This is a genomic window from Kitasatospora sp. NPDC029312 (genome assembly GCF_055569215.1).
The window spans coordinates 132,111-155,438 of record NZ_JBVHXY010000010.1 but is presented as its reverse complement, the minus strand read 5'-3'; the positions used below and the strand labels follow the sequence as shown (position 1 = coordinate 155,438).

Here is a 23,328-nt window from a genome sequence, read left to right as displayed (position 1 = left end):
AGGTGAGCCAGCCGGAAATGCAGCCCGAGGAGAGTGCCTGGGGCAAGGAGATCGGCGAGGAGGACCAGCCCGTCGCCGCCGTCGTACCCCAGGCCTCCACCCGTCGCCGTACCGATCTGAGCACCCGACAGTTCCCGCTGGGGGACTGGGGCGAGCCCGCCGAGCGGCTGGAGGAGCTCTACCGCTGGTCCGAGGAGCGGGCGGTCGAGGCGATCGAGTGGTACCGCCGGGACCGCATCTGGAAGCGGCGCTGGGCCCGCCTGCTGCGCTTCGGCACGGCCGGTTTCGCGGTGGGCGGGGTGACCGCCCCGCTGGTGGAGCTGACCGGCGCCCTCTCGCACGGTGCCGGCTGGGGCTACGTGGGACTCGCGCTCTCCGTCGCCTGCTACGGCGCCGACCGGGCCTTCGGCCTCACCTCCGGCTGGATGCGGGACGTCTCCACCGCGCAGGCCCTGCAACGCCGCCTGGAGGCCTTCCAGTTCGACTGGGCGTCGGAGTGCGTGCGCGAGGTGCTCGGCCCGACCGAGGGCACCGCGGGCGAGGCCGCCGAACGCTGCCTGGGCGTGCTGCGCCGGTTCTGCGAGGACGTCTCCGACATGGTCCGCACCGAGACCTCGGAGTGGATGCTGGAGTTCCGCGCCTCGATGACCCAGCTGCCGACGCAGTCCCCGGGCGCCTGGGGCGGGCGCACCGAAGCCGGGGTGGGCGCCCAGGTGCGGGTGCTGCCGCCGCCGGGCACCCGGCCCACCATGCCGCGCCAGCGGCCGCCGGAGGGTCCGCTGCGGTAGCCCGCCGGACCGGCCGCCGCGGAGGTCACCGGACCGGCCGCGGTGCCGGTTCCCCGGGCGGCGCGCTACGCGAAGACGATCATCGAGCCCTGGGCGAGGCTGCGGGTCGCCGCCGCGTACAGGCCCGACCAGGCGTGGCGCTCGCGGGCGAAGGGGTGCACGTCGTCGATCGGCGGCCCGAACGGCTGCTCCAGGCCGGTCGGGCTGAGCGGGCGGGTCGGGTCCGGCGGGTTGACCGGGTCGATCCCCAGCGCCGGTGCCACGGCCTGCAGTTCGCGCAGCAGTCCATGGCTGGAGCCGAGCGGGCCGCCGGAGGCGAGCAGCGTCTCGTCCACCAGCGGGGTGGCGAACTCGATCGGCACGTACGCGCCGGCGTGGTCGAAGTGCCAGACCAGGTGCGACTGTTCGGCGCTGGTCTCGAACATCTCCAGCAACTGTTCGTAGTCGCCGCCGAGCGAGTCGACCGGGGTGATGTCCAGGCCGGTGAGCCCCAGCAGGTAGGCGCGGCGCAGGAAGTGCAGCGAGTCGTAGTCGAAGGCGGCTATCGGCTCGACCGCGCCGCTCAGCCCGGGGACGTACTGGTAGACCGGCATCTGGGGCAGCCCGCGGGAGGCCAGCGCCGCGTTGTAGAGCGCGAGGTCGTCCCGGAAGGGGTTGTCGGGGCTGTGGCTCAGCACGTCCACCAGCGGGACGAGCCAGAGGTCGCAGGCCATGGCCGGCAGTTCCTCTCCGGACGGCGGGGATCGCCCGCGGGGCGGGGCGACGACGGGGGCGGTCGGCACCCGGACGGCCCTTGCCCGGGCAGCGGGTTCGACGCCCGCCACCCTACCGGCCCGGCGCGGGGTGCGGACCGGGCCGGCCCTGCGGAGCCTCGGGGGGCGGCTCGGGCAGCCGCCGGCCGAACCGCCCGTGCGGCGCCCAGCGCGGTTGCGGCACCAGGCCGAGGCCGAGGCCGAGCTCCCGGCCCAGCTCCCGGCCGACCTCCTCGCTCCGCCGGGGCCGCCCCGCGCCGGTCGTCCATCCCGCCCCGGCCGGCCCCGGCTCCGGCGCGAGCTGCCCGGGAGCCGACGGCCCCGACCGCAGCTCTGAGGACGGCGCCGATGACGGCGCTGACGACGGCTCTGATGACGGCGACGGGGGATCGGCGGGCACCGGCGGCTCCGCCGCGGCGCCCTCGGTGAGCAGCGCGAGCACCGTCACCGACTCCAGCGGGCGCCCGGCCAGATCGGCCAGCAGCCGGACGGTGAACAGGTTGTACTCGCAGACGATCCGGTGCGCGCCGTCGAGGTCGCCGGCCCCGATCGCCTCGACCAGGTCCTGGTGGCGATCCCAGCAGACCCCGCCCAGGGTGGGCATCTCCCGCAGGTAGGGGGCGGCGAACATCCAGGACTGCACCCGCAGCCAGTCCAGGTAGTCCCCGATCCGGCGGTTGCCGAGCAGGGCGGAGACCTCCTGCCAGAACCGGCGGTCGCAGCCCACCATCACGTCCAGGTTCCCGACCCGGGCGGCCCGCACCGCCGCGTCCGCCCGGCGGCGCAGCGAGGGCAGCCGGGTGAGGTCGGGCAGTGCCCGGCGGGCGGCGAACTGGCGGTAGAAGCTGTCGGTGAGCAGGACCCTGGACTCGAAGATCTCCAGGAAGTCGTCCCAGCACAGCTCCGGCACCGTGAAGCCGCGGTGGTGCTCGGCCCGCAGCAGCCCCTGGGCGCCGAGGTCGACCAGGGCCTCGCGGGCCGGGGTCGCGGAGACGCCGTAGAGCTCCGCGATCTCCTTGACGGTGAAGTTGCGGCCGGCCGCCAACCGGCCGGCCATCATCTCCTCGCGCAGCGCCCCGGCGATCTGTTCGCGCAGGCTGTTGCGGTGGATAACGGGACGGGGGGTGTCGCTTGCGCCGTTGCCGGACATGCGAGACCTCCTCGGGCGGGCCGCCGTGCCGACCCGCGACGGACCGGCCGACGAGCGGCAGGGAACACGACGAGTGCTCATCTTCTCAAACCGGTCGGGAGCAGGTACGAACCAACCCTCGGGAAGCGCGCGACGGCCCGGCGGCAACCGGCCCGGCGGCGGCCGGCGACACCCGCCGGACCGACCTCAGCGCCGGACCGGCCTCAGCGCTGGACCGGCGCCGGGATGCCGAGCAGTCGGTCGCGCAGCACCGGGAACTCCTCGCGCGCCTTGCCCACCTCGGCCGGGTCGAACTCGACGGTCAGCACCTCCTCCTCCGCCCCGGCCTCCGCCAGCACCCGGCCCCACGGGTCCACCACGATGCTGTGCCCGGCCTGCTCGACCCCGGCGTGGGTGCCGGCGGTGTTGCAGGCCAGCACGAAGGCCTGCTCCTCCACGGCCCGCGCCCGGGCCAGCAGCGTCCAGTGCTCGCGCCGCCGGGCCGGCCAGGCGGCGGGGACCACCAGCAGCTGCGCCCCGGCGTCCAGCAGCGCCCGGAACAGCTCCGGGAAGCGCAGGTCGTAGCAGGTGGCCAGGCCCAGCGTGGCGAAGTCGGTGGGCGCGGTGACGATCTCCTGCCCGGCGCCCATCACCACCGCCTCGCCGCTGTCGAAACCGAAGCGGTGGATCTTGCGGTAGGTGTGCACCAGCTCGCCGTCCGGGGCGAACAGCAGCGAGGTGTTGTAGATCGGACCGTCCGGGTCGCGTTCGACGATCGAACCGGCGTGCAGCCAGACCCCGGCGGCCCGGGCGGCCGCCGCCATCGCGTCCGAGGTGGGCCCGTCCAGGGTCTCGGCGCCCTCCGACCAGAGGTCGTAGGCGAAGCCGCCGAGCGGCCACAACTCCGGCAGGACCACCAGGTCGGCGCCCTGCTGGGCCCGCACCAGCGCCGCCGCCCTGGCCCGCCGCTCGGCGGGCGGCTCGGCGTCCGAGACGGCGAGTTGGATCAATGAAGCGCGCACAGTACCACCGTCCACGGCAAGAGACCTACGATCATCACCCGAAAGCGCTGCCCAGCTGTCTCCCGGCAGCGTAACGTGCGGTTAGCGAGTGCGCCCGGAAGCCGGACCATCCCGGGCGGCCGCGGCCGCGGGGCGCGGAGCGTAGGAAAGCTGACGGAGGGCCGGAGATTCCCGTGACGGACAACCAGACCGTGCAGGCTTACACCGAGGCGTGGACGCACAGCATCGAGTCCATATCGGAGCTGGTCGCCCCCCTCCCCGAAGGCTCCTGGAACCGGGCCACCGAGTGCCCCGGCTGGTCGGTCCGGGACATCGTGTCGCATGTGATCGCGGTCGAGTCCGAACTGCTCGGCGACCCGCGCCCGATCCACTCGCTGCCGCGTGACCTTCGCCACGTCACCACCGAGTTCGCCCGCTACATCGAGCTGCCGGTCGACAAGCGCCGCTGCCACACGGCGCTGGAGATGACCAGTGAGCTGGAGTACACGATCATCCGCCGCTCCCGGGCGCTGCGCAACGCCAAGCAGACGCCCGAGGAGCCGGTGCGCTGGTCGGCCGGCCCCTTCGCGCGGGACGTCCCGTACCACGAGCTGCTGCGGATGCGGGCCTTCGACGTCTGGGTGCACGAGCAGGACCTGCGGCGGGCCCTGGAGAGCCCCGGCAACCTGGCCGCGCCGGGGGCGCTGATCGCCCGGGACGTCCTGCTGGAGCGGCTGCCCAAGGCCGTCGCCCACGACGCGGGCGCCCCGGCGGGGACGACGCTGGTGGTGGACGTCACCGGCCCGGTGGAGTTCCTGCGCACCGTGCGGGTGGACGCCGCCGGGCGCGGCACCGTGGACGAGTCGATCAGCCTGGCCCCCGACGTCCAGCTCACCATGGACTGGGAGACCTACCTGCGGCTCGCCTGCGGGCGCGGCCGGCCCGGCCCGGTGGCCGTCGAGGGGGACAAGGAGCTGGCCGAGCGGGTGCTGGCCAACTTCTCGGTCACCATCTGACGCCCCGAGGCCCCGAGGCCCCGAGGCCATGAGGGCCCTGGGCCCGGGAGCGTGCTTCCGAGGCTCCGCCGGCCCCCGGACGTACGGGATCAGGCCGCGGCCGCCGCGACCTTCCGGCGGAGCCTGAGGATCATCGCCGTACCCACGGCCAGCGGGACGTACTGCCAGCAGAACGCCCAACGGAAGGCGGTGGCCGAGTACGCCCCGGCACCGTCCGGGGAGAGCGCGTCCAGCAGCACCCCGACGCCGAACAGGGTGATCATCGTGCCGATGAAGCCGCCCATGTTGACGATCCCGGAGGCGGTGCCGAGCCGCTCCACCGGGTTCCCGGCCCGGGCGTAGTCCAGGCCGACCAGCGAGGCCGGCCCGTTGCTGCCCATCACCAGGATGAGCCCGACCAGCAGCCAGGTCGGCGGGTGCCCGCCCGGCCAGGAGAGCACCAGCGCCCAGCCCAGTCCGGTGGCGGAGAGGACGCCGAACACGATCGGCATCCGGGCCCGGGCGGTGCGGGAGACCACCCGGCCGAAGGCGAAGCCGAAGCTCATGTTGGAGAGCACCAGCAGGGTCAGCAGCCCGCCGGCCGCGGCCCGGGACATGCCCTGGGCCTCCACCAGGTAGGGCAGGCCCCAGAGCAGGCCGAAGGTGTTGCCGGGGAACTGGGTGGTGAAGTGGATCCACAGGCCCAAGCGGGTGCCCGGTTCCCGCCAGCAGTCGAGGACCTGGCGGCCGATCCCGGGCCGGTCCCGGCGCTCGACCGGCCGGACCGGCGCCTCCGTGGCCGGGGCGTCCTTCAGGCAGAGCGCGACCAGGGCGAACACCGCCACGCCGAGCAGCGCGATCGCGGTGAAGGTGGGCGTCCAGCCCTCGTCGTGCAGCGCCTGGGCGAGCACCACCGTGGTGACGAGGTTGCCGCCCATCCCGGCCAGACCGGTCAGCTGGGCGACGAACGGGTTCTTCGCCGCCGGGAACCAGCGGGCGGCGATCCGCAGCACGCTGATGAAGGTCATCGCGTCGCCGCAGCCGAGCACCGCCCGGGAGACCAGTGCCGGGGCGAAGGAGGAACTGAACGCGAAGGCCAGCTGACCGGTGCTGAGCAGCACCACCCCGAGCAACAGCACCCGGCGCGGTCCGAACCGGTCGACCAGCAGGCCGACCGGGACCTGCATGGCCGCGTAGACCAGCACCTGGAGGATCGAGAAGGTGGACAGCGCCGAGGCCCCGATGCCGAAGCGCTCGGCGGCGTCCAGTCCGGCGACGCCGAGGCTGGTGCGGTGGATGACGGCCAGGACGTAGACGCTGACGCCGACCGACCAGGCGAGCCAGGCCGCGCGGCCGCCGGACGGCGAGAGTGCAGCGGCGGCCGGGGGCGCGGCGGCGGTCGCGGTCTGGACGGCGGTCGCGGACTGGGCGGCGGCCGGGGTCTGGACGGCGGGACGGGGAGCGGGGACGGACAGGGACGGATCTGAGCGGGCGGGCTCCACGGTCATAGTCCGCCCAGACTAGTCATCCCATGATTGGACGCCCAGCCCGGGGTGAGAACGGCTTCGCCGGGTTCGCCGTCGAACGGTCCCGGACGGGCCCAGCCGGTCCCCGCCTGTCCCAGCCGGTCTCAGCCGCCCCCGGGCCGCTCTCAGCCGGTCACCGTCCAGGACACCGACCTGGTCATGTAGCGGTCCCGGAAGGCCTCGTCCCGCACCCAGTCCGTGGTGTCCCGGACGGTCGCGGTCACGGTGGCCGTCCGGCCGGGGGGCAGGTCCAGCTGCGAGGTGTCCAGCGACCCGCCGTTCACGGCCTGCGTCGTCACCGGCACGCCGTCCACCTTCCACTCCACCTTCAGCTGCCGGGTGCCGGTCAGCGGCACCGGCCGGACGTCCAGCCGGGGGCGCCCGGCCACCTCGCCGGGCGGCGGCGAGGGCGCGTCGGTCGGCCGGACCTTGCGGTAGATCTCCTCGATGATCGCCTCGCGGGAGGGGAGGTTGTAGGCGCTGCCCAGGGTGCGCATCACCGAGTCGGGGGTGGGCCGGTAGAGGCCGTTGGCGCTGCGGTAGGCCCCGACGGTCCCGGCGCCGTCGGGGGACTCGGCGCCCAGCCAGCGCCACCACTTGGTCTGCTTCCGGCGCATGTCGTCGGCGTTGAGGGTGGAGAGGTTCGGGTAGTCGGGGTCGTCCGGGGCGCTGTCGTACTCGTCGCCGAGGTCCCCCACGGTGTGGCCGATCTCGTGCTGGATGATCCGCCCGGCGTCCGGGCTGCCCCCGGACAGGGTGGTCACACCGGTGCCGCCGGCGCCGCCGTACTCCGAGGAGTTGGCCAGCGCTATCAGGTACTGCGGTCCCGCGCCGTCCCCCGCGTACCGGGCGGTGGCGGACTCGTCGGCGCACAGCAGCCGGGCCGTGCCCTCGCACCAGAAGTGCATCCCGAGCGGGGTGGCGGGGCGGTGGCCGTGGCTCTCCGTCTCGGCGATCCCGGAGACCGGGGAGACCACCTCGACCCGCCTTATGTTGAAGAAGCCCTGGTAGGTGCGGAACGGTTCGACGTCCATCAGGGCGTGCCAGGCCTTGTCGGCCTGCTGGCGGAACAGCTCCTGCTCGTCACCCGTGTAGCCGTCGCCGAGCAGGACCAGGGTGATCCGGTTGGCCGGGTCCCCGGTGCGGCGTATGTCGAAGGTCGGGGCGGCCGCGGGTATCCGCTGGTCGGCGCGGAGCGCGGAGTGCGGCGGCACCGCCCGGTCGGCCGGGGCGCCCGGCCCGATCACGCCGAACGGCGACGGGCCGACCAGCTCCAGGGCGGCGGGGAGTACGGCGGTGGACACCAGCACGAGCGCGGCCAGACTCCGGACGAGACGGCCTGGGGTGCCGTAAGGCATAGGGGTTCGTCCTCGGGGCTCCGGTCACCCGGCGTCGCCCGGGTGGTGGAGCGGAGACGTACCCGGACCGGCGTGTCGCCCCCACCGGCCGAAGAAAAAGTCACCGACCTGGCCGAACGATCCAAACCATGCCAGTCATACCAATCAATCTCGGGCGGCGGTCATCGCTCCCCGGACCTCAACCCCGGGCACGCCTCCCCAGGTCCAGCAGGAGATGCGTCCCCAGCCCGAAGAGCAGCCCCCAGAAGGCCGAGCCGATCCCGAACAGGCTCATCCCCGAGGCACTCGCCAGGAAGGTCACCACAGCGGCGTCCCGCCCGCGCTCCTCGGCGACAGCCGTCGCCAGACTGCCCTGCAACGAGGCCAGCAGCGCGATCCCGGCGATCACCGCGATCAACTCCTTCGGCAGCCCGGTGAACAGGCTCACCAGCACCCCGCCGAAGCTGCCCACCAGCACGTACAGCACGCCCGAGGACATCCCCGCGACGTACCGGCGGCGCGGATCCGGGTGGGCCTCCGGGCCCGAGCAGATCGCCGCGGTGATCGCCGCCAGGTTCACCCCGGGCGAGCCGAACGGCGCCATCAGCACCGACACCGCGCCGGTCGAGCCGATCAGCAGCCGGTCGTCCGCCCGGTAGCCGAAGGCCCGCATCACCCCGAGGCCGGGTGCGTTCTGCGAGGCCAGCGTGACGATGGTGAGCGGCAGCGCCAGCCCCACCAGGGCCGACCAGGAGAAGGCCGGCACCGTCAGCACCGGCACCGTCGGCCCGCCCGAGCCCAGGTGCAGCGGCAGCCCCACGGTGAGCGCTGCCAGCACCCCGCCGACCACCAGCGCGACCGGTACCGCGTACCGCGGCACCAGCCGCTTGGCCAGCAGGAAGGCCGCGAAACCGCCCACCACCAGCACCGGCGCGCTGTGCACGGCACCGAAGATCCCCGCGCCGAAGGAGAACAGGATGCCCGCCAGCATCGCGTTCACGATCCCCGCCGGCACCGCCGCGATCAGCCGGCCGAACCAGCCGGTCACCCCGAACAGCGCCACCACCACCGCGCTCACCAGGAACGCCCCCACCGCCTCGCGGTACGGGTAGCCGCCCAGGCTGGTCACCAGCAGCGCGGCCCCCGGAGTGGACCAGGCGGTGACCACCGGCGTCCGGGTCCACCAGCTGAGCGCGAAGCCGCTCACCCCGCTGCCGATCGCCACCGCCCAGATCCAGGAGGCGGTGTGCGCCTGGTCCAGCCGCCCGGCGGCGGCCGCCGCGAGCACCACCACCAGCGGCCCCGAGAAGGACACCGCCACGCACACCAGCCCGGCCAGCAGCGCCGGCCCCGACACGTCCCGCCGCAGCGAGCGACGCTCCCCGTCCTCGACCGCCGTCTTCTCCGGTCGGACCGTCAGCTCATCCGTCATTCCGGCAGTATCCCGGAGCCCGCTCGAAGACTCCCGAAAAAACTTTTCAACCCACCTGCAACCCCCGGCGGGGATGGACGTCTATCAGGGTGAAGGCACGGAGAGCGAGACCGGCGGAGCCGGGGGGCGCTACCGCTCGACAGCAGCGGAGCCGGTCGTCTTCACCCACACACACCGTCAGTCACATGACCCTGGGGAGTCACGTCATGCGCGCGTCCGTTATCAACCGCTTTGCGAAGAACGACCGCTCCTTCTCCGGCCGCCGCCGCATCGCCGCCCTCGCCGCCACCACCATCCTCGCGGGCGGCGTCCAGGTGATCGCCGCCGACACCTCCTGGGCCGCCGAGCCCACCGCAGCCCCGACCGCCGTGGTCGCGCACCACGGCCACGTCGAAGCCGGGTTCTTCATGACGAAGTCGCTGAGCATCACCGCCGGGGGTCCGAAGGTCGAGGTTCCGGTCGAGGTGGCGAACTTCACCGGCGCGCCCTACCAGGAGGTGAAGGCAGGCATCAGCTTCCGTGGCGTGGTGGGGGACGGCCCCTTCGACGACAGCATGCTGACGATCGAGGCCCGCACTCCGCAGGGCGGCTGGCAGCAGATCGACCGGGGTTCCTCCTCTGACGGGTTCTACGGCGGGGAGACCGGTTTCAGCGAGGCGCTGCAGGACGGCCGGGCCACCCACTTCACCTTCCGGGTGGGGCTCTCCGCCAAGGCCTCGACGAAGCTGACCCGCCTCCAGGTTTCCGTCTCCGGATCGGCCGAAGACCACAAGGGCGGCGAGTCCGAGTTCAGGGAGATGTCCGTGGCCCACGCGGTGCCCGCCGCCAAGCCCACCGCAGCCGTTCCCGCCGCCGAGAAGGCTCCGGCCCAGAAGGCTCCGGCCGAGAAGGCTGCGGCCGAGAAGCCCGCCGGTCCGGTCGCCACCCCGTCCGCCGCACCCGCCACCGCCGCGCCCGCCGGAACCCCGGAGCTGGCGCAGACCGGTGCCTCCTCCACCAATGCCTTCCTCGCCCTCTCCTCCGCCGCGCTCCTCGCGCTCGGTGCCGGCGTCCTGATCGCCGTCCGTCGGCTCCGTCCCCAGCGGTAGTCGTCGGGCGGGCACGACGAAGGGGCCCTGCTCCGTACGGCGGTACGGAGGAGGGCCCCTTCTCGCTGTTCCCGGCGGGGCGTCAGCCCCAGGTGATCAGGCGCTTCGGGTGCTCCAGCAGCGCGGCCACGTCGGCCAGCACCTTGGAGCCCAACTCCCCGTCCACCAAGCGGTGGTCGAAGGAGAGCGCGAGGGTGGTCACCTGGCGTGGGACGACCTTGCCCTTGTGCACCCACGGCAGCTCCCGGACCGCCCCGAAGGCGAGGATGGCCGCCTCGCCGGGGTTGAGGATCGGGGTGCCGGTGTCGACGCCGAAGACGCCGACGTTGGTGATGGTGACCGTGCCGCCCTGCATGTCGGCCGGCGGGGTCTTGCCCTGGCGGGCGGTCTCCACCAGCTCGCCGAGCGCGACGGCGAGGCCGGAGAGCGTGCGGGACCCGGCGTCCTTGATGTTCGGGACGATCAGGCCGCGCGGGGTGGCCGCGGCGATGCCGAGGTTCACCTGGCCCTTGACCACGATCTCCTGGGCCGCCTCGTCCCACTGCGCGTTGATCTCGGGGTGGCGCTTGATCGCGGTGAGCAGCGCCTTGGCGACCAGCAGCAGCGGGCTGACCCGGACGTCCCGGCCCAGCTCGCCGCTCTCCTTGAGCCGGCGGACGAACTTCATCGTGCGGGTCACGTCGACCTGCACGAACTCGGTGACGTGCGGGGCGGTGAAGGCCGAGGCCACCATCGCCTGCGCGGTCGCCTTGCGGACGCCCTTGATCGGCACCCGGACGTCGCCCGTCGCGGGCGCGGACACCGGCGCCGCGACCGTCGCGGACTCGACGGCTACGGCGGCCTCCGCGGCCTCCTCGGCCTCCGCTACCGGTGCCGCCGGGGCGGCCTGGGCCGCGGCGTGGGCGTGCAGGTCCTCGCGGGTGATCACGCCGTCCGGGCCGGTCGGGGTGACGGCGCGCAGGTCGATGCCGAGGTCCTTGGCCAGCTTGCGCACCGGCGGTTTGGCCAACGGCCGGTCGCCGACCGGCGCTTCGGCCACCGGGGCGGGCGCGGCCGGCGCCGGTGCGACCGGTGCGGCCTGGGCCGGGGCGGCCTGGGCCGGCTTCGGCGCGGCGACGGTCTTGACGGTGGTGGTCGTCCGCCGGGCCCGGCGCTGGCTGCCGCCGGTGCGCGGGCCGTACCCGACCAGCACCTCCCGGCGCTCCGGCTCGGTCTCGGCGGCCGCCTCCGCCGCGGCGGGTGCGGGTGCGGGCGCGGCGGCCGGAGCGGCCACCGCCTCGCCGGCCACCGCGACCGAGATGATCACGGTGCCGACGGCGACCGTCGCCCCCTCGGGGAAGAAGAGCTGCTCGACGACCCCGTTGAACGGGATCGGCAGCTCCACCGCCGCCTTGGCGGTCTCCACCTCGCAGACGACCTGCCCGTCGGTGACGGTGTCACCGGGCTTGACGTACCAGCTGAGGATCTCGGCCTCGGTGAGGCCCTCGCCCACGTCGGGCATCTTGAACTCGCGGAGCGAGCGAACTTCGGTGGTCATCTTCGCTCCCCGGTATCAGTACGCGAGCGCACGGTCGACGGCGTCGAGTACGCGGTCCAGGTCGGGCAGGAACGCCTCCTCGACCCGGGACGGCGGGTACGGCGCGTAGTAGCCGCCGACCCGCAGGACCGGTGCCTCCAGGTGGTAGAAGCACCGCTCGGTCAGGCGGGCGGCCAGCTCGGCGCCCATGCCCAGGAAGACCGGCGCCTCGTGCACCACGACGGCCCGCCCGGTGCGCTTGACCGACTCCTCCAGGGTGGCGAAGTCCACCGGGGAGAGCGAGCGCAGGTCGACGACCTCCAGCCGGCGGCCGTCCTCCTCGGCGGCCGCGGCGGCCTCCAGGCAGACCTTGACCATCGGGCCGTACGCGATCAGCGTCGCGTCGGTGCCGGGGCGGACGATCCGGGCGTCGTGCAGGCCCAGGTCGGCGGCGGCGCCGACCTCGCCCTTGTCCCAGTAGCGCCGCTTGGGCTCCAGGAAGATGACCGGGTCGTCCGACTCGATGGCCTGGCGCAGCATCCAGTGGGCGTCGTGGGCGCTGGACGGGCTGACCACCCGCAGGCCGGCGGTGTGCGCGAAGTACGCCTCGTGCGACTCGCTGTGGTGCTCGACCGCGCCGATGCCACCCGCGTAGGGGATGCGGACGGTGACCGGCATCTTGACGTGGCCCAGCGCACGGGCGTGCATCTTGGCCAGCTGGGAGACGATCTGGTCGAAGGCCGGGTAGACGAAACCGTCGAACTGGATCTCCACGACCGGTCGGTAGCCGCGCAGCGCGAGGCCGATCGCGGTGCCCATGATGCCGGACTCGGCCAGCGGGCTGTCGATGACCCGGTCCTCGCCGAAGTCCTTCTGCAGGCCGTCGGTGATCCGGAAGACGCCGCCGAGCTTGCCGATGTCCTCGCCCATCAGGACGGTCTTCGGGTCGTTCTCCAGCGACTTGCGCAGCGCCTCGTTGAGCGCCTTGGCGATGCTCAGCTGACCGGCCATCAGTGGTTCTCCCCCGCCTCGAAGGAGGCCGCGTACTCGACGTATTCGGCCCGTTCCTCATCGACCAGCGTGTGCGGCTCGCTGTACACGTGGTCGAAGATCAGCGTCGGGTCCGGGTCCGGCATGCTGCGCACGCCCTCGCGCACCCGCAGGCCCAGCTGCTCGCTCTCGGCGTCGACCGCGGCGAAGAACGCCTCGTCCGCCAGGCCCTCCTTCTCCAGGTGGGCGCGCAGCCGCAGGATGGGGTCCTTGGCCTTCCAGGCCTCGGTCTCCTCGGCGAGCCGGTAGCGGGTGGGGTCGTCGGAGGTGGTGTGCGCGCCCATCCGGTAGGTGAAGGCCTCGATCAGCACCGGGCCGTTGCCGGTGCGGGCGTGGTCGAGCGCCCAGCGGGTGACGGCGAGGCAGGCCAGCACGTCGTTGCCGTCCACCCTCACGCCGGGGAAGCCGAAGCCGGAGGCGCGGCGGTACAGCGGGATCTTGGTCTGGGTGGTGGTGGGCTCGGAGATCGCCCACTGGTTGTTCTGGCAGAAGAACACCACCGGGGCGTTGTAGACGGAGGCGAAGGTGAAGGCCTCGTTGACGTCGCCCTGGCTGGAGGCGCCGTCGCCGAAGTACGCGATCACCGCGTCGTCGGCGCCGTCCTTGGTGATGCCCATCGCGTAACCGGTGGCGTGCAGGGTCTGCGCGCCGATCACGATGGTGTACAGGTGGAAGTTCTTCTCGTTCGGGTCCCACCCGCCGTGGTTCACCCCGCGGAACATGCCGAGCAGGTTCAGCGGGTCGACGTCGCGGCACCAGGCCACGCCGTGCTCGCGGTAGGTGGGGAAGGCGTAGTCGCCGGTGCGCATGGCGCGGCCGGAGCCGACCTGGGCGGCCTCCTGGCCCAGCAGCGAGGCCCACAGGCCCAGCTCGCCCTGGCGCTGGAGGGCGGTCGCCTCGCCGTCGAACCGGCGCACCAGCACCAGGTCGCGGTAGAGGGAGCGCAGCTCCTCCGGAGTGGTGGTGAGCGGGTAGTCCGGGTGCTCGACCCGCTCGCCTTCCGGGGTGAGCAGCTGGACGAGCTCCGGCTGGGCGTCCGTACCCGTGGCGCGGAGGGTGTCAGGGACGCCGGGGGCCGCCTTCTTGCGAGCCCTCGCCGTGCTTTTGACGGTCACGTTCACTCCTCGGTCTGTCCGGCCGCCCGGGGTCGCCGGTGACCGGTCCGGTCACCGCCTCGCGGGGCGCGCGTGGGTGTGCGCACCCACTGCGTGGCAGGTGGTGATCCTGTTCCGACGGCGTCCCTCACGAGAACGTTACCCAGCGTCCGCCCTTGGCGCGCTTGCGCTAGGACGTCCTACTTGTTCAGGGCCGACAACCCCGAGGGTGCCGCGTCCGGCTCGCCGTCGGAAGGGTGGGGGTGACGGGCGGCGTGACGCAGCTCTCAATTCGAGCGCCTTCAGGACACCAGCGCACGTTATCCGGGCGGAAGCCCGTGCGTAAGGGGGTTCTCGGTATCGGTTTCGGCGACCGTGGCCGGATCGCGCCCTCGCGGCGGGCCGGGCGATAGGCCTTATGTACGGTGATATGGGAGGCTTTGGGCGTGGCTGATAACGGACGTATCAGGGTGTTCCTCCTCGACGACCACGAGATCGTCCGGCGGGGCGTGCACGATCTGCTGTCGGTCGAGGACGACATCGAGGTGGTCGGCGAGGCCGGCACGGCCGCCGAGGCGCTCACCCGGATCCCGGCGGTCCACCCCGACGTGGCGGTGCTCGACGTCCGGCTGCCGGACGGCAACGGGGTCGAGGTCTGCCGCGAGGTCCGGTCCCGGCTGCCCGCGATCAAGTGTCTGATGCTGACCTCCTTCTCGGACGACGAGGCGCTGTTCGACTCGATCATGGCGGGCGCCTCCGGCTACGTCCTGAAGGCGATCCGGGGCACCGACCTGATCACCGCCGTCCGGGACGTCGCGGCCGGCCGCTCCCTGCTCGACCCGGTCGCCACCAGCCGGGTGCTCGCCCGGCTGCGCGACGGCGGGGAGCGGGAGGACGAGCGGCTGGCGCAGCTCACCAAGCAAGAGCGGCGGATCCTCGACCTGATCGGGGAGGGGATGACCAACCGCCAGATCGGCAACGAACTGCACCTGGCCGAGAAGACGGTGAAGAACTACGTCTCCAGCCTGCTCGCCAAGATGGGCATGGAGCGACGCACCCAGGCGGCGGCCTTCGTGGCCCGGCACCAGGCCGACCACCAGTACTGAATCGGCCCTTTGTCACATGCCTGATGGTTTGTCAAGGGCCCCCACCAGAGGGCCATAACCTCTGCACGTGACTTTCAGCCAGACCCTCGCCTGCGCCCCGGCCCGCCCCGACCTCTCCGCCCCGCCGATAGGGACCCTCAGTCCGCCCGTTCCGCGCAGTGCACTCACCGAGGTTCTGGCCCGCTACCGGGTTGGGCGGCTGCTGGCCGTCGAGCCGGTCGCCGAAGGCCTGCTGAACCGGGGCTACCGGGTCACCACCGAGGCCGGGCCGCACTTCCTGAAGTGCTACGTCGACGCCGCCACCGCCAACCGCCCGAAGGTCCTCGCCCACCACCGCGCGATGACCGACCTCCACGCCCTCGGGCTACCCGTCGCACCCCCGCTGACCTGCGCAGACCATGGCGGCACGATCGCCGGACTGGGCGGCCGGCTGTTCGCGCTCTTCCCCTGGGTCGACGGCCGACACCAGCACGGTACGGAGCTCACCCTCCCGCAGTGCGGCACGCTCGGCACGCTGCTCGGCCGACTGCACGGCGCGCTCGACGACGTCTGCGCCCCCCTCGACCAGCCCGCCGGTTACCGCAGCGCCGACCCCCTCGACAGCGCGGAACTCGCCCGCGAACTGCAGCGCCGCGCCCGCGAACACCGCCCGTACGACGAGTTGGACGCCCTGGTCGAACGACGGCTCGGCGAACGGCTGGAACTGCTCGCCGAGCACGCCCACCGCCGCCCCGACCCGCGCACCGCCCCGCCCACCGGCTGGACCCACGGCGACTTCCACGGCCTCAACCTGCTGTACGACGGCGAACGCGTCGCGGCCGTCCTCGACTGGGACAAGCTCGGCCCCCAGCCACGCGCCGAGGAGGCCGTGCGGGCCGCCACCCTGCTGTTCAACGACCGGACCACCGGAACCCTGGACCTGGTCCGGGTCCGCCGCTACTCCCAGGCCTACCGGGCCTCCGGAGCGGCCACCGCCGAGCACCTGGCCGCCGCCGCCCACCGGGTCTGGTGGGAGCGGCTGAACGACTTCTGGATGCTGCAGTGGCGCTACCAGCGGGCCGACCACCGGGCCGACCCGCTCTACCCCGCCTCGGCGGGCCAGTTGGCGTGGTGGTGCCAGGAGTACGAACAGGTCCTGGACGCCTTCACCAACTGAGCCGAGTGATCAGTTCGACGTCCCCGACGTAGCCGACGCTGTCACCGGCGGGCCCGTCTTGGTCGGCACCGGTGGCAGCGTGCCACCACCGCCCGAACTCGGCGTCGACGGGCCGGACGTCGCCCCGCCGGTCGCCGACGAGCTGGCCGTGGGGCCGTGGCTGCCGGTCGCCGTCGGCGTCTGACTCGGCGACGGAGTCGTGCTGTGCCGGGGCGAGGGCGACACGTTGTTGCTGCCACCGCCGTTGCCCGGGTAGTTGCCGCTGTCGGTCGGCTGCTGCGGCCGCCGGCTGCCGGACAATGACGGCGGCGGGGTCGACTGGCCGCTCTGGGCCGGCGCGGTGGGCTCGGTGGTGCTGATCACCGGGGCCGGCGTGTTCGGCGTGAGGTGGGTGTTGTCGTCGTGGCTGCCGCTGAGCGCGAAGGCGATCCCGGCACCGGCGGCGAGCAGCACGGCGATCCCGCCGACCACCCAGCCCCACGGCCCGCGCCGACGGCCGGAGCCCCCGCCGTCGCCACCCTCGCCGCCGGCGCCGCCACCGCCGCCGTACGAACCGCCGCCCGGCTGGTAGGGCGAGGAGGGGGTGTGCGGGCCGCTCGTCGAGTACGGCAGCACGGAGGTCGCGTCGCCCGCGCCGACGGCGCCGAAGGCCTGGGTGGCCGCCGCCTGGTCCGGCCGCAGCACCTGGGTGGCCCCGGTGTCACCCGGCAGCCCGGCCGCCGCGCCCACCCAGCCGGCCCCGCCCGCGCCGTGCATCTCGCGCAACGCGTGCTGCAGGTGGGCACGGAACTCGTCGGCGTCCTGGAAGCGGTCGTCCGGGTTCTTGGCGAGCGAACGCAGCACCAGCGCGTCCAGCCCGACCGGCACCCTGCTGTTGGTCTGCGAGGGCGGCACCGGCGGGTCCTGGACGTGCTGGTAGACCACCGAGAGCGGGGTGTCGCCGGTGAACGGCGGGCGCAGCGTGAGCAGCTCGTAGAGCATGCAGCCGGCCGCGTACAGGTCGGAGCGGTGGTCGACCGCCTTGCCGAGCGCCTGCTCGGGCGACAGGTACTGCGGGGTGCCCATGACCATGCCGGTCTGGGTCATCGTGGTGGCCCCGCCGGTCAGCGCCCGGGCGATGCCGAAGTCCATCACCTTGACCGCGCCGGTGTTGGTGATGATCACGTTGGCGGGCTTGATGTCGCGGTGCACGATGCCGTGCCGGTGGCTGTAGGCGAGCGCCTCCAGCACCCCGGCGATGATGATCAGCGCCTGGTCGACCGGCGGCGCCTCCTCGTCCACCAGCAGCTCGCGGACGGTCCGGCCCTCGACCAGCTCCATCACGATGTACGGCGTGGACTCGTCCCCGACGTACTCCTCGCCGGTGTCGTAGACCGAGACGATCGAGTGGTGGTTCAGCGCCGCGACGGCGTGCGCCTCGCGGGTGAACCGCAGCCGGGCGACGTCGTCCTGGGCCAGCTCGCCGCGGAGCAGTTTGACCGCCACGGTGCGGCCCAGCCGCACGTCCTCGGCGGCGAAGACCTCGGCCATGCCGCCGCGACCGAGCCGGTGGGTCAGCCGGTACCGGCCGTCGCCGACCGTGCCCAGCGGGGCGGCGGTGCCGCGCCCCGGGGTCTGCGGCCCGCCCCGGCCGAAGGGCGGCAGCGCGGAGGTCGCGGAGTCGTTTCCCGGCTCGGGAGTCCGCGGCGTCCCGCCGGTCCGTCCGTCCGCTCGGGCACCCGCGTCGTCGTCCGGCTGCTGCGTCTGTGCCATCGCTCCTCGCCCCGGGCGTTCGCTCGGAATCGCGGTGCCCTGTCGCTTACGTATCCCCGAACGCTACCGCTTCCGGCACGGACCCGTGACACGCCCGAACCAGCCGGATTCCGTCAGAGCAGGCCATTCCGGTCGGTCGGCCGGTCCACCACCAGCACCGTCGCCGGCAGCCCGGCGTGCCCGCTGTACCCGGTCTTGGTCTTGTCCTGGGCCCGGCTCACCACGATCGCGATGATGATCCCGGCGAGGACCAGCACACCGACGATGATCGCGACGACGACGAACGCCGTGGAGCAGCCGCCGCTGTTGGGCTTCGGCTGCTGGTACGGCGGCATCGTCTGCGGCCCCGGGGCGCGCATCGGCTGCGGGAAGGGCTGCGGCGTGTGCGGCGCCTGCGGGCGGGGCGTCTGGTAGGCGGGCGGCGGGGTCCGGTACTGCGGCTGCTGGGCCGCCCCCTGCTGGGGGAACTGCGCCTGCGGGCCCGGCGTCTGGTAGGCGGGCGGCGGGGTCCGGTACTGCGGCTGCTGGGCCGCCCCCTGCTGGAGGAACTGCGGGTGCGGGGTCTGCGGTGCCTGGGGGTGCGGGGTCTGCGGCGCGGCGTGCACCGAGCGCGGACCCTCGTTGATCATCAGCGGGGTGCTCGCCTGGAGGGAGTGCCCGCCGCCGCCCTTCAGCTCCGCGATCAGCCGCTCCGCCTCGTCCCGCATCGCGGCGGCGCTCTGGAAGCGGTGCGCCGGGTCCTTGCGCAGCGCCTGGGCGACGTAGGCGTCCACGGCCGGGGTGATCGCGCGGTTGAGGCTGGAGGGCGCCGGCGGCTCCTCCTGGACGTGCTTGTAGGCGATCGAGAAGGCGGAGTCACCGTCGAAGACCAGCTGGCCGGTGAGCATCTCGAAGAGCATCACGCCGACCGAGTAGAGGTCGGAGCGGGCGTCCACCGGCTTGCCGAGCGCCTGCTCGGGCGAGAGGTACTGCGGGGTGCCGACCACCATGCCGGTCTGGGTCATCGATGTCACGCCGGATTCCAGCGCGCGGGCGATGCCGAAGTCCATGACCTTGACGTTGCCCTTGCGGTCGAACATGACGTTGCCGGGCTTGATGTCGCGGTGCACCAGGCCCATGTCGTGCGAGGCCTCCAGCGCGTTCAGCACGCCGACGGTGACCTTCAGGGCCTCCTCGGTGGGCACCGCGCCGTACTGGGCGACCGCCTCGTTGATCGTCTCGCGCAGGCCCTTGCCGTCGATCAGCTGCATGACGATGTACGGCGTGCCGGAGCCGTCCGGGGCGACGTCCTCGCCGCTGTCGTACACCGTGACGATGTTGGGGTGCTCCAGGCGGGCCACCGCCTGGGCCTCGCGGCGGAACCGCTCCTTGAACGAGTCGTCCCGGCCCAACTCGCTGTGCATGCTCTTCAGCGCGACCTGCCGGTCCAGCACGCTGTCGTACGCGAGGTGAACGGAGGCCATGCCGCCCTCGCCCAGCAGCCGCTGCAGCACATAGCGGCCGTTGCCCAGGGAGAAGCCCTCGACCGCCGCGTTGCCGTGCTCGCTCATGGTCCCCTGCTCCCCCTCGGCGCGGCCGTACTGCCGCAGCCGTGACGTTCGGTCTCGTCCGTGCGTGGTGGGCCCGGCCCGCTGGCCTGGCGGACCCCTGTCGCGGCGGCGCGACCGGCCAGCGACAGGGGTCAGGGTATCGGCTCCCGCCGACGGTGATCGGGCCAGGGCCGATCCTCGCCCCGGGCCGTCGGCGCCGTTGGACGGCGCTGCGGCCCGGGGCGGATCGTCGCGGTACGTCCCGTCGCGGAGACGGTCTACAGGTACGGCCCGGAGCGGACGCCGCGCCCCTGGCCCGGGTCCTCCTCGTCCGCGTCGCCGCCGTGCAGACCGGGCGGCAGTGCGCGGCGCATCTGCTCCAGCTGGGCCCGGGCGGCCATCTGCTGGGCGAACAGGGCGGTCTGGATGCCGTGGAACAGGCCCTCCAGCCAACCGACCAGCTGGGCCTGGGCGATCCGCAGCTCGGCCTCGGTCGGGATGCTGTCCTCGGTGAAGGGCAGCGAGAGCCGCTCCAGCTCGGCGACCAGCTCGGGCGCCAGCCCGAGCTCCAGCTCCTTGATCGAGCTGGCGTGGATGTCCTTGAGCCGGGCCCGGCTGGCCTCGTCGAGGGGCGCGGCCCGCACTTCCTCCAGCAGCTGCTTGATCATGCTGCCGATGCGCATGACCTTGGCGGGCTGCTCGACCATCTCGGTCACCGGGAGCTCGCGCGGCGCGTCGCCCTCGTCGTCCCCGTCCCCCACACCGCCGGCGAACCCCTGGCCCACCGGCAGCCCGTCCGGTCCGACGATCAGCACCTTCTGGCCGTCCTGCGACTGCCCGCCGGCGGCCCGGAAGGGCTCCTGCGACGAGCGCTCGTTCATCGGATTCGTCATGAACAACATTCTCTCTCACTGGGGTTGGTCGGGCGGAAGCCCCCGTTCGTTCCGCCGGCCTGCGCCGCCCGTTCACGACGGTACGCCCCGGGGGCCCGGCACGGGAATCCGTACGGATACTCAGTTCCCCGCCTGCGTTCCGCCCGGATCCCGCCCCGGAACCCGCACCGAACCTCCACCCCGGAGGGGCGGCCCCGGTGCGGCGCGGGCGCTTCGGCGGCTTCCCCGGTCCAGTCCTTGCGCCCGGTTCAGTCCTTGCGCAGGCGCAGGCCGATCAGGCCGAGGCCGCAGCCGATGAGGCCGAGGCCCACGCCGAGCGGCAGCTGGAGAGTGGACGGGTCCTGCCAGCGGGCGGGGAGGACCAGGGGAACCGCGGGGGCCGCCACGGCCTGGCCGGAGGAGGCCGCGACGGTGTCCTGGTCGGCGGCCGGAGCGTCCTGGCCGTCCGCGCTGCCGTCCGGCTGGGCGGCATCGGCGCCCGAGTCTTGGGCCTGGGCGGGCGCCTGCTCGGGCACCTGTGCGGGTGCCCGGCCGGGGGCCTGCGCGGGCGGCTGCTCGACGGTCTGGTCCGGTGCCCGGTTCGCGGCCTGGTCCGGCGCCTGCTCCAGCGCGGCATGGGGGCGTTCCGGCGCCGAGGCCGGGCGGTGCCGGTGGGTCCGGGGGAAGTCACCCGCGTACGGGCGCGCCCAGGGGGGCCCGGGACGCTGCGGCGGTGCGGCCGAGGGGACCTCCCCCGCGCCGGCATCGGCGCTCAGGTCGGCGCCGGCATCGGCGTTCGGGTCGGCGCTCCCGTCGGCGCTCCCGTCAGCGGTGACATCGGTGTGGACGTCGGCGCTCACACCGGCGTTCGACAGGGGCCCCGCGACGGCCGCCGATGCGGCGGCCAGCGGGAGCGCGAGCCCCAGCACGGCCGCCGCGAACAGCATGCGGGTGCGGTGGGTACGACGGTGGTGCGGCGCAGCGGGCAGCGGCCCGAGGGGTGCGTGCGGAGTTGCGGCCACGGTCGGAGTCCTTCCGACGGCCGACCGCGCCCGGGGGCGGGTCGGCGGCGGGACAGCTCCGGACCAGCCTCACACATTCCGACGAACGCGGCATTTCGAACGCTTGGCACGCCACCCGCCACGGCTCGCCCGGGCCGCGCCCACACCTCGCTCAGGCCCTGTTCAGGCCTTCAGCACGACCTTCCCCACCTGCTCCCCCGCCTCCAGCGCCCGGTGCCCCGCGCCGGCCTCGGTCAGCGGCAGCACCCGGTCCACCACCGGCTTCACCACGCCGGACTCGACCAGCGGCCACACGTGCTCCCGCACCGCGGCCACGATCGCCGCCTTCTCCGCCAGCGGCCGTCCGCGCAGGTTGGTGCCGATCACCGCGGCCCGCTTGCGCAGCAGGGCGTTGAGGTCCAGTTCGGCCTTCGCCCCGCCCTGCAGTCCGATGATCACCAGACGGCCGTTGACGGCCAGGGCGTCCACGTTCCGCTGCAGGTACTTGGCACCCATGATGTCCAGGATGACGTCCGCGCCGGCACCGTCGGTGGCCTCCCGGAGCACCTCGACGAAGTCCTGCTCGCGGTAGTCGATCACGATGTCCGCGCCCAGCTCCCGGCACCGGGCCAGCTTCTCCGCACTGCCCGCCGTCACCGCGACCCGCGCGCCGACGGCCTTGGCCAGCTGGATCGCCATCGTCCCGATGCCGCTCGCGCCGCCGTGCAGCAGCACCGTCTCGCCGGGCCGCAGGTGGGCGGTGAGGAACACGTTGGACCACACCGTGCAGACCACCTCGGGCAGCGCCGCGGCCTGCTCCGCGCTCAGCCCCTTCGGCATCGGCAGCAGTTGTCCGCTCGGCACGGCGACCCGCTGGGCGTAACCGCCGCCGGCCAGCAGCGCGCACACCTCGTCGCCGACCGCCCAGCCGGACACCCCCGGCCCGAGCGCGACGATCCGCCCGGCGCACTCCAGCCCGGGGTACGGCGAGGCGCCGGGCGGCGGGTCGTAGAAGCCCTGCCGCTGGAGCAGATCGGCCCGGTTGACGGCGGTGGCCGCCACCTCGACCAGGACCTCGCCCTCGCCGGGCACCGCGTCGGGGACCTCGGCCCACACGAGTGCCTCGGGGCCGCCGGGCACGGGAATCGTCATCGCATACATGGTCCGAACCTACTGCCCGGGACGGCCGTCCGGGGCTCAGACCCCCCTTCCGCCGGTCGACTTGATGACGATCACCCGGTCGGTGAGCTGCAGCACCGCGGCCTCCGGGTCGTTGTAGTTGAGCACCCGTCGGCCCCGGACCACCGCGACCACCAGGTCCTCGCACTCGCGCGGCCCCTGCCCCGCCTCGGCCCGGGTGACCGGCCGCTCGACCACGTCCAGCCCGTTCCCGTACGTCAGCAGGTCCTCCATCACCGCCCCGGCGTGCGGGCTGAGCATCGACAGCCCGAGCAGCCGCCCGGCCGAACTGGAGCTGGTGACCACGACGTCGGCGCCGCTCTGCCGCAGCAGCGGCGCGTTCTCGTCCTCCCGCACCGCCGCGACCACGGTGGCGGACTTGTTCAACTGCCGCGCCGTCAGGGTGATCAGCACGGCGGTGTCGTCCCGCTCCGGCGCGACCACCACCCGGGCCGCGGCGGGCAGCGCGGCCCGCACCAGGGTGTCGGTCCGGGTCGCGTCGCCGACCACCCCGACCAGGCCGTGCTGCGAGGCCTGGTCGATCACCTTGCGCTGCGGGTCGACGACGACGATCTCCTCCTTCTTCACCCCCTGCCCGAGCAGGGTGTCGACGGCGCTGCGCCCCTTCGTCCCGTAGCCGATGACGACGGTGTGCTCGCGCACGGTGGACCTCCAGCGGTTCAACCGCCATTGCAGACGGGTCCGTTCGGTGAGCACCTCCAGGGTGGTGCCGACCAGGATGATCAGGAACAGCACGCGCAGCGGGGTGATCACGAAGATGTTGGTGAGCCGGGCGCTTTCGCTGTACGGGGTGATGTCGCCGTACCCGGTGGTGGAGAGCGTCACGGTGGCGTAGTACGCCGCGTCCGAGAAGCTGACTCCGCCGCCCGCGTTGTCGTGGTAGCCGTCCCGGTCGAGGTAGACGGCCACCGTGGTGGCGACCAGCACGACGAGCGCCAGCAGCAGCCGCGAGCCGACCTGCCGGACGGCGGGCGCGGTGGGCCGGGCGGGCAGCACGATCCCGG

20 protein-coding genes are annotated in these 23,328 nt (G+C 73.5%); 5 read left to right on the top strand and 15 right to left on the bottom strand.

The annotated features are described in order from the left end of the window. Positions 1 to 2 precede the first annotated feature (2 nt). Positions 3 to 788, top strand: a complete 786-nt coding sequence (locus ACZ4WV_RS11555) for an SLATT domain-containing protein (RefSeq protein ID WP_465745248.1) — start codon at positions 3 to 5, stop codon at positions 786 to 788. 65 nt (positions 789 to 853) lie between these two features. On the opposite strand, the gene ACZ4WV_RS11550 is transcribed toward ACZ4WV_RS11555, so the two are convergent. The 3 genes from ACZ4WV_RS11550 to ACZ4WV_RS11540 form a co-directional block, all read right to left on the bottom strand. Beyond that, the gene (locus ACZ4WV_RS11550) at positions 854 to 1,501 is read right to left on the bottom strand and encodes a hypothetical protein (protein WP_465745246.1); all 648 of its coding nucleotides are present in this window, start codon (positions 1,499 to 1,501) and stop codon (positions 854 to 856) included. 112 nt (positions 1,502 to 1,613) lie between these two features. Beyond that, positions 1,614 to 2,690 (bottom strand): GntR family transcriptional regulator, encoded by a 1,077-nt coding sequence (locus ACZ4WV_RS11545; RefSeq protein WP_465745244.1) that lies wholly within the window; start codon positions 2,688 to 2,690, stop codon positions 1,614 to 1,616. A 203-nt stretch (positions 2,691 to 2,893) separates the two neighbouring features. Then, complete coding sequence (locus tag ACZ4WV_RS11540) at positions 2,894 to 3,691, bottom strand: carbon-nitrogen family hydrolase (RefSeq protein WP_465745242.1); 798 nt, start codon at positions 3,689 to 3,691, stop codon at positions 2,894 to 2,896. A gap of 173 nt (positions 3,692 to 3,864) precedes the next feature. Here ACZ4WV_RS11540 and ACZ4WV_RS11535 point away from each other — a divergent pair, with 173 nt between their 5' ends. Then, positions 3,865 to 4,686 (top strand): maleylpyruvate isomerase family mycothiol-dependent enzyme, encoded by an 822-nt coding sequence (locus ACZ4WV_RS11535; protein WP_465745240.1) that lies wholly within the window; start codon positions 3,865 to 3,867, stop codon positions 4,684 to 4,686. 89 nt (positions 4,687 to 4,775) lie between these two features. On the opposite strand, the gene ACZ4WV_RS11530 is transcribed toward ACZ4WV_RS11535, so the two are convergent. The 3 genes from ACZ4WV_RS11530 to ACZ4WV_RS11520 all read right to left on the bottom strand — a co-directional run bounded on the left by ACZ4WV_RS11530 (position 4,776) and on the right by ACZ4WV_RS11520 (position 8,960). After that, positions 4,776 to 6,173 carry an MFS transporter gene (locus ACZ4WV_RS11530; protein WP_465745238.1) on the bottom strand — a complete coding sequence of 466 codons (1,398 nt, stop codon included), beginning with the start codon at positions 6,171 to 6,173 and terminating at the stop codon, positions 4,776 to 4,778. Positions 6,174 to 6,316: 143 nt separating this feature from the next. After that, on the bottom strand, positions 6,317 to 7,549 hold the full coding sequence (locus ACZ4WV_RS11525; RefSeq protein ID WP_465745236.1) for a M64 family metallopeptidase: 1,233 nt from the start codon (positions 7,547 to 7,549) through the stop codon (positions 6,317 to 6,319). Positions 7,550 to 7,727: 178 nt separating this feature from the next. Continuing rightward, positions 7,728 to 8,960: a benzoate/H(+) symporter BenE family transporter gene (locus ACZ4WV_RS11520; protein ID WP_465745234.1), complete on the bottom strand. Its 1,233-nt coding sequence runs from the start codon at positions 8,958 to 8,960 to the stop codon at positions 7,728 to 7,730. A 206-nt stretch (positions 8,961 to 9,166) separates the two neighbouring features. Here ACZ4WV_RS11520 and ACZ4WV_RS11515 point away from each other — a divergent pair, with 206 nt between their 5' ends. After that, entirely contained in the window at positions 9,167 to 10,048 is an 882-nt protein-coding gene (locus ACZ4WV_RS11515; protein WP_465745232.1) for an LPXTG cell wall anchor domain-containing protein, read from the top strand. A gap of 82 nt (positions 10,049 to 10,130) precedes the next feature. Here the strand turns inward: ACZ4WV_RS11515 and ACZ4WV_RS11510 are convergent, their stop codons facing one another. The 3 genes from ACZ4WV_RS11510 to pdhA are packed head-to-tail and all read right to left on the bottom strand — an operon-like array spanning position 10,131 to position 13,729. Further along, entirely contained in the window at positions 10,131 to 11,585 is a 1,455-nt protein-coding gene (locus ACZ4WV_RS11510; RefSeq protein WP_465745230.1) for a dihydrolipoamide acetyltransferase family protein, read from the bottom strand. A 15-nt stretch (positions 11,586 to 11,600) separates the two neighbouring features. Next, positions 11,601 to 12,575, bottom strand: a complete 975-nt coding sequence (locus ACZ4WV_RS11505; protein ID WP_465745228.1) for an alpha-ketoacid dehydrogenase subunit beta — start codon at positions 12,573 to 12,575, stop codon at positions 11,601 to 11,603. Continuing rightward, a complete protein-coding gene (gene pdhA / locus ACZ4WV_RS11500; RefSeq protein ID WP_465745226.1) occupies positions 12,575 to 13,729 on the bottom strand; it encodes a pyruvate dehydrogenase (acetyl-transferring) E1 component subunit alpha in 1,155 nt (384 codons plus the stop codon). Before pdhA ends, ACZ4WV_RS11505 begins: the two co-directional genes overlap by 1 nt. Positions 13,730 to 14,154: 425 nt before the next feature. Between pdhA and ACZ4WV_RS11495 the strand changes: the two genes are divergently transcribed. Together ACZ4WV_RS11495 and ACZ4WV_RS11490 are read left to right on the top strand one after the other, a co-directional pair. Beyond that, positions 14,155 to 14,814, top strand: a complete 660-nt coding sequence (locus tag ACZ4WV_RS11495) for a response regulator (protein ID WP_465745224.1) — start codon at positions 14,155 to 14,157, stop codon at positions 14,812 to 14,814. 67 nt (positions 14,815 to 14,881) lie between these two features. After that, a complete protein-coding gene (locus ACZ4WV_RS11490; RefSeq protein ID WP_465745222.1) occupies positions 14,882 to 15,970 on the top strand; it encodes a phosphotransferase in 1,089 nt (362 codons plus the stop codon). 9 nt (positions 15,971 to 15,979) lie between these two features. Here the strand turns inward: ACZ4WV_RS11490 and ACZ4WV_RS11485 are convergent, their stop codons facing one another. From ACZ4WV_RS11485 to ACZ4WV_RS11460, 6 genes are all read right to left on the bottom strand, one after another. Beyond that, positions 15,980 to 17,722, bottom strand: a complete 1,743-nt coding sequence (locus tag ACZ4WV_RS11485; protein ID WP_465745220.1) for a protein kinase domain-containing protein — start codon at positions 17,720 to 17,722, stop codon at positions 15,980 to 15,982. Positions 17,723 to 17,835: 113 nt separating this feature from the next. After that, the gene (locus ACZ4WV_RS11480; protein WP_465745218.1) at positions 17,836 to 19,272 is read right to left on the bottom strand and encodes a protein kinase domain-containing protein; all 1,437 of its coding nucleotides are present in this window, start codon (positions 19,270 to 19,272) and stop codon (positions 17,836 to 17,838) included. 257 nt (positions 19,273 to 19,529) lie between these two features. Next, positions 19,530 to 20,144, bottom strand: coding sequence for a bacterial proteasome activator family protein (locus ACZ4WV_RS11475; protein ID WP_465745216.1), 615 nt, complete (start codon positions 20,142 to 20,144; stop codon positions 19,530 to 19,532). 248 nt (positions 20,145 to 20,392) lie between these two features. Next, entirely contained in the window at positions 20,393 to 21,145 is a 753-nt protein-coding gene (locus ACZ4WV_RS11470) for a hypothetical protein (protein WP_465745214.1), read from the bottom strand. A 162-nt stretch (positions 21,146 to 21,307) separates the two neighbouring features. Next, positions 21,308 to 22,285, bottom strand: coding sequence for an NAD(P)H-quinone oxidoreductase (locus ACZ4WV_RS11465; RefSeq protein ID WP_465745212.1), 978 nt, complete (start codon positions 22,283 to 22,285; stop codon positions 21,308 to 21,310). 36 nt (positions 22,286 to 22,321) lie between these two features. Beyond that, on the bottom strand, positions 22,322 to 23,323 hold the full coding sequence (locus ACZ4WV_RS11460) for a potassium channel family protein (RefSeq protein ID WP_465745306.1): 1,002 nt from the start codon (positions 23,321 to 23,323) through the stop codon (positions 22,322 to 22,324). Positions 23,324 to 23,328: the final 5 nt, after the last annotated feature.

Coding starts and splice junctions, on each gene's coding strand:
- ACZ4WV_RS11525 (WP_465745236.1), bottom strand. CDS start 7,549: ATGCCTTACGGCACCCCAGGCCGTCTCGTCCGGAGTCTGGCCGCGCTC.
- ACZ4WV_RS11530 (WP_465745238.1), bottom strand. CDS start 6,173: ATGACCGTGGAGCCCGCCCGCTCAGATCCGTCCCTGTCCGTCCCCGCT.
- ACZ4WV_RS11520 (WP_465745234.1), bottom strand. CDS start 8,960: ATGACGGATGAGCTGACGGTCCGACCGGAGAAGACGGCGGTCGAGGAC.
- ACZ4WV_RS11475 (WP_465745216.1), bottom strand. CDS start 20,144: ATGACGAATCCGATGAACGAGCGCTCGTCGCAGGAGCCCTTCCGGGCC.
- ACZ4WV_RS11545 (WP_465745244.1), bottom strand. CDS start 2,690: ATGTCCGGCAACGGCGCAAGCGACACCCCCCGTCCCGTTATCCACCGC.
- ACZ4WV_RS11515 (WP_465745232.1), top strand. CDS start 9,167: ATGCGCGCGTCCGTTATCAACCGCTTTGCGAAGAACGACCGCTCCTTC.
- ACZ4WV_RS11465 (WP_465745212.1), bottom strand. CDS start 22,285: ATGTATGCGATGACGATTCCCGTGCCCGGCGGCCCCGAGGCACTCGTG.
- ACZ4WV_RS11510 (WP_465745230.1), bottom strand. CDS start 11,585: ATGACCACCGAAGTTCGCTCGCTCCGCGAGTTCAAGATGCCCGACGTG.
- ACZ4WV_RS11485 (WP_465745220.1), bottom strand. CDS start 17,722: ATGGCACAGACGCAGCAGCCGGACGACGACGCGGGTGCCCGAGCGGAC.
- ACZ4WV_RS11505 (WP_465745228.1), bottom strand. CDS start 12,575: ATGGCCGGTCAGCTGAGCATCGCCAAGGCGCTCAACGAGGCGCTGCGC.
- ACZ4WV_RS11550 (WP_465745246.1), bottom strand. CDS start 1,501: ATGGCCTGCGACCTCTGGCTCGTCCCGCTGGTGGACGTGCTGAGCCAC.
- ACZ4WV_RS11480 (WP_465745218.1), bottom strand. CDS start 19,272: ATGAGCGAGCACGGCAACGCGGCGGTCGAGGGCTTCTCCCTGGGCAAC.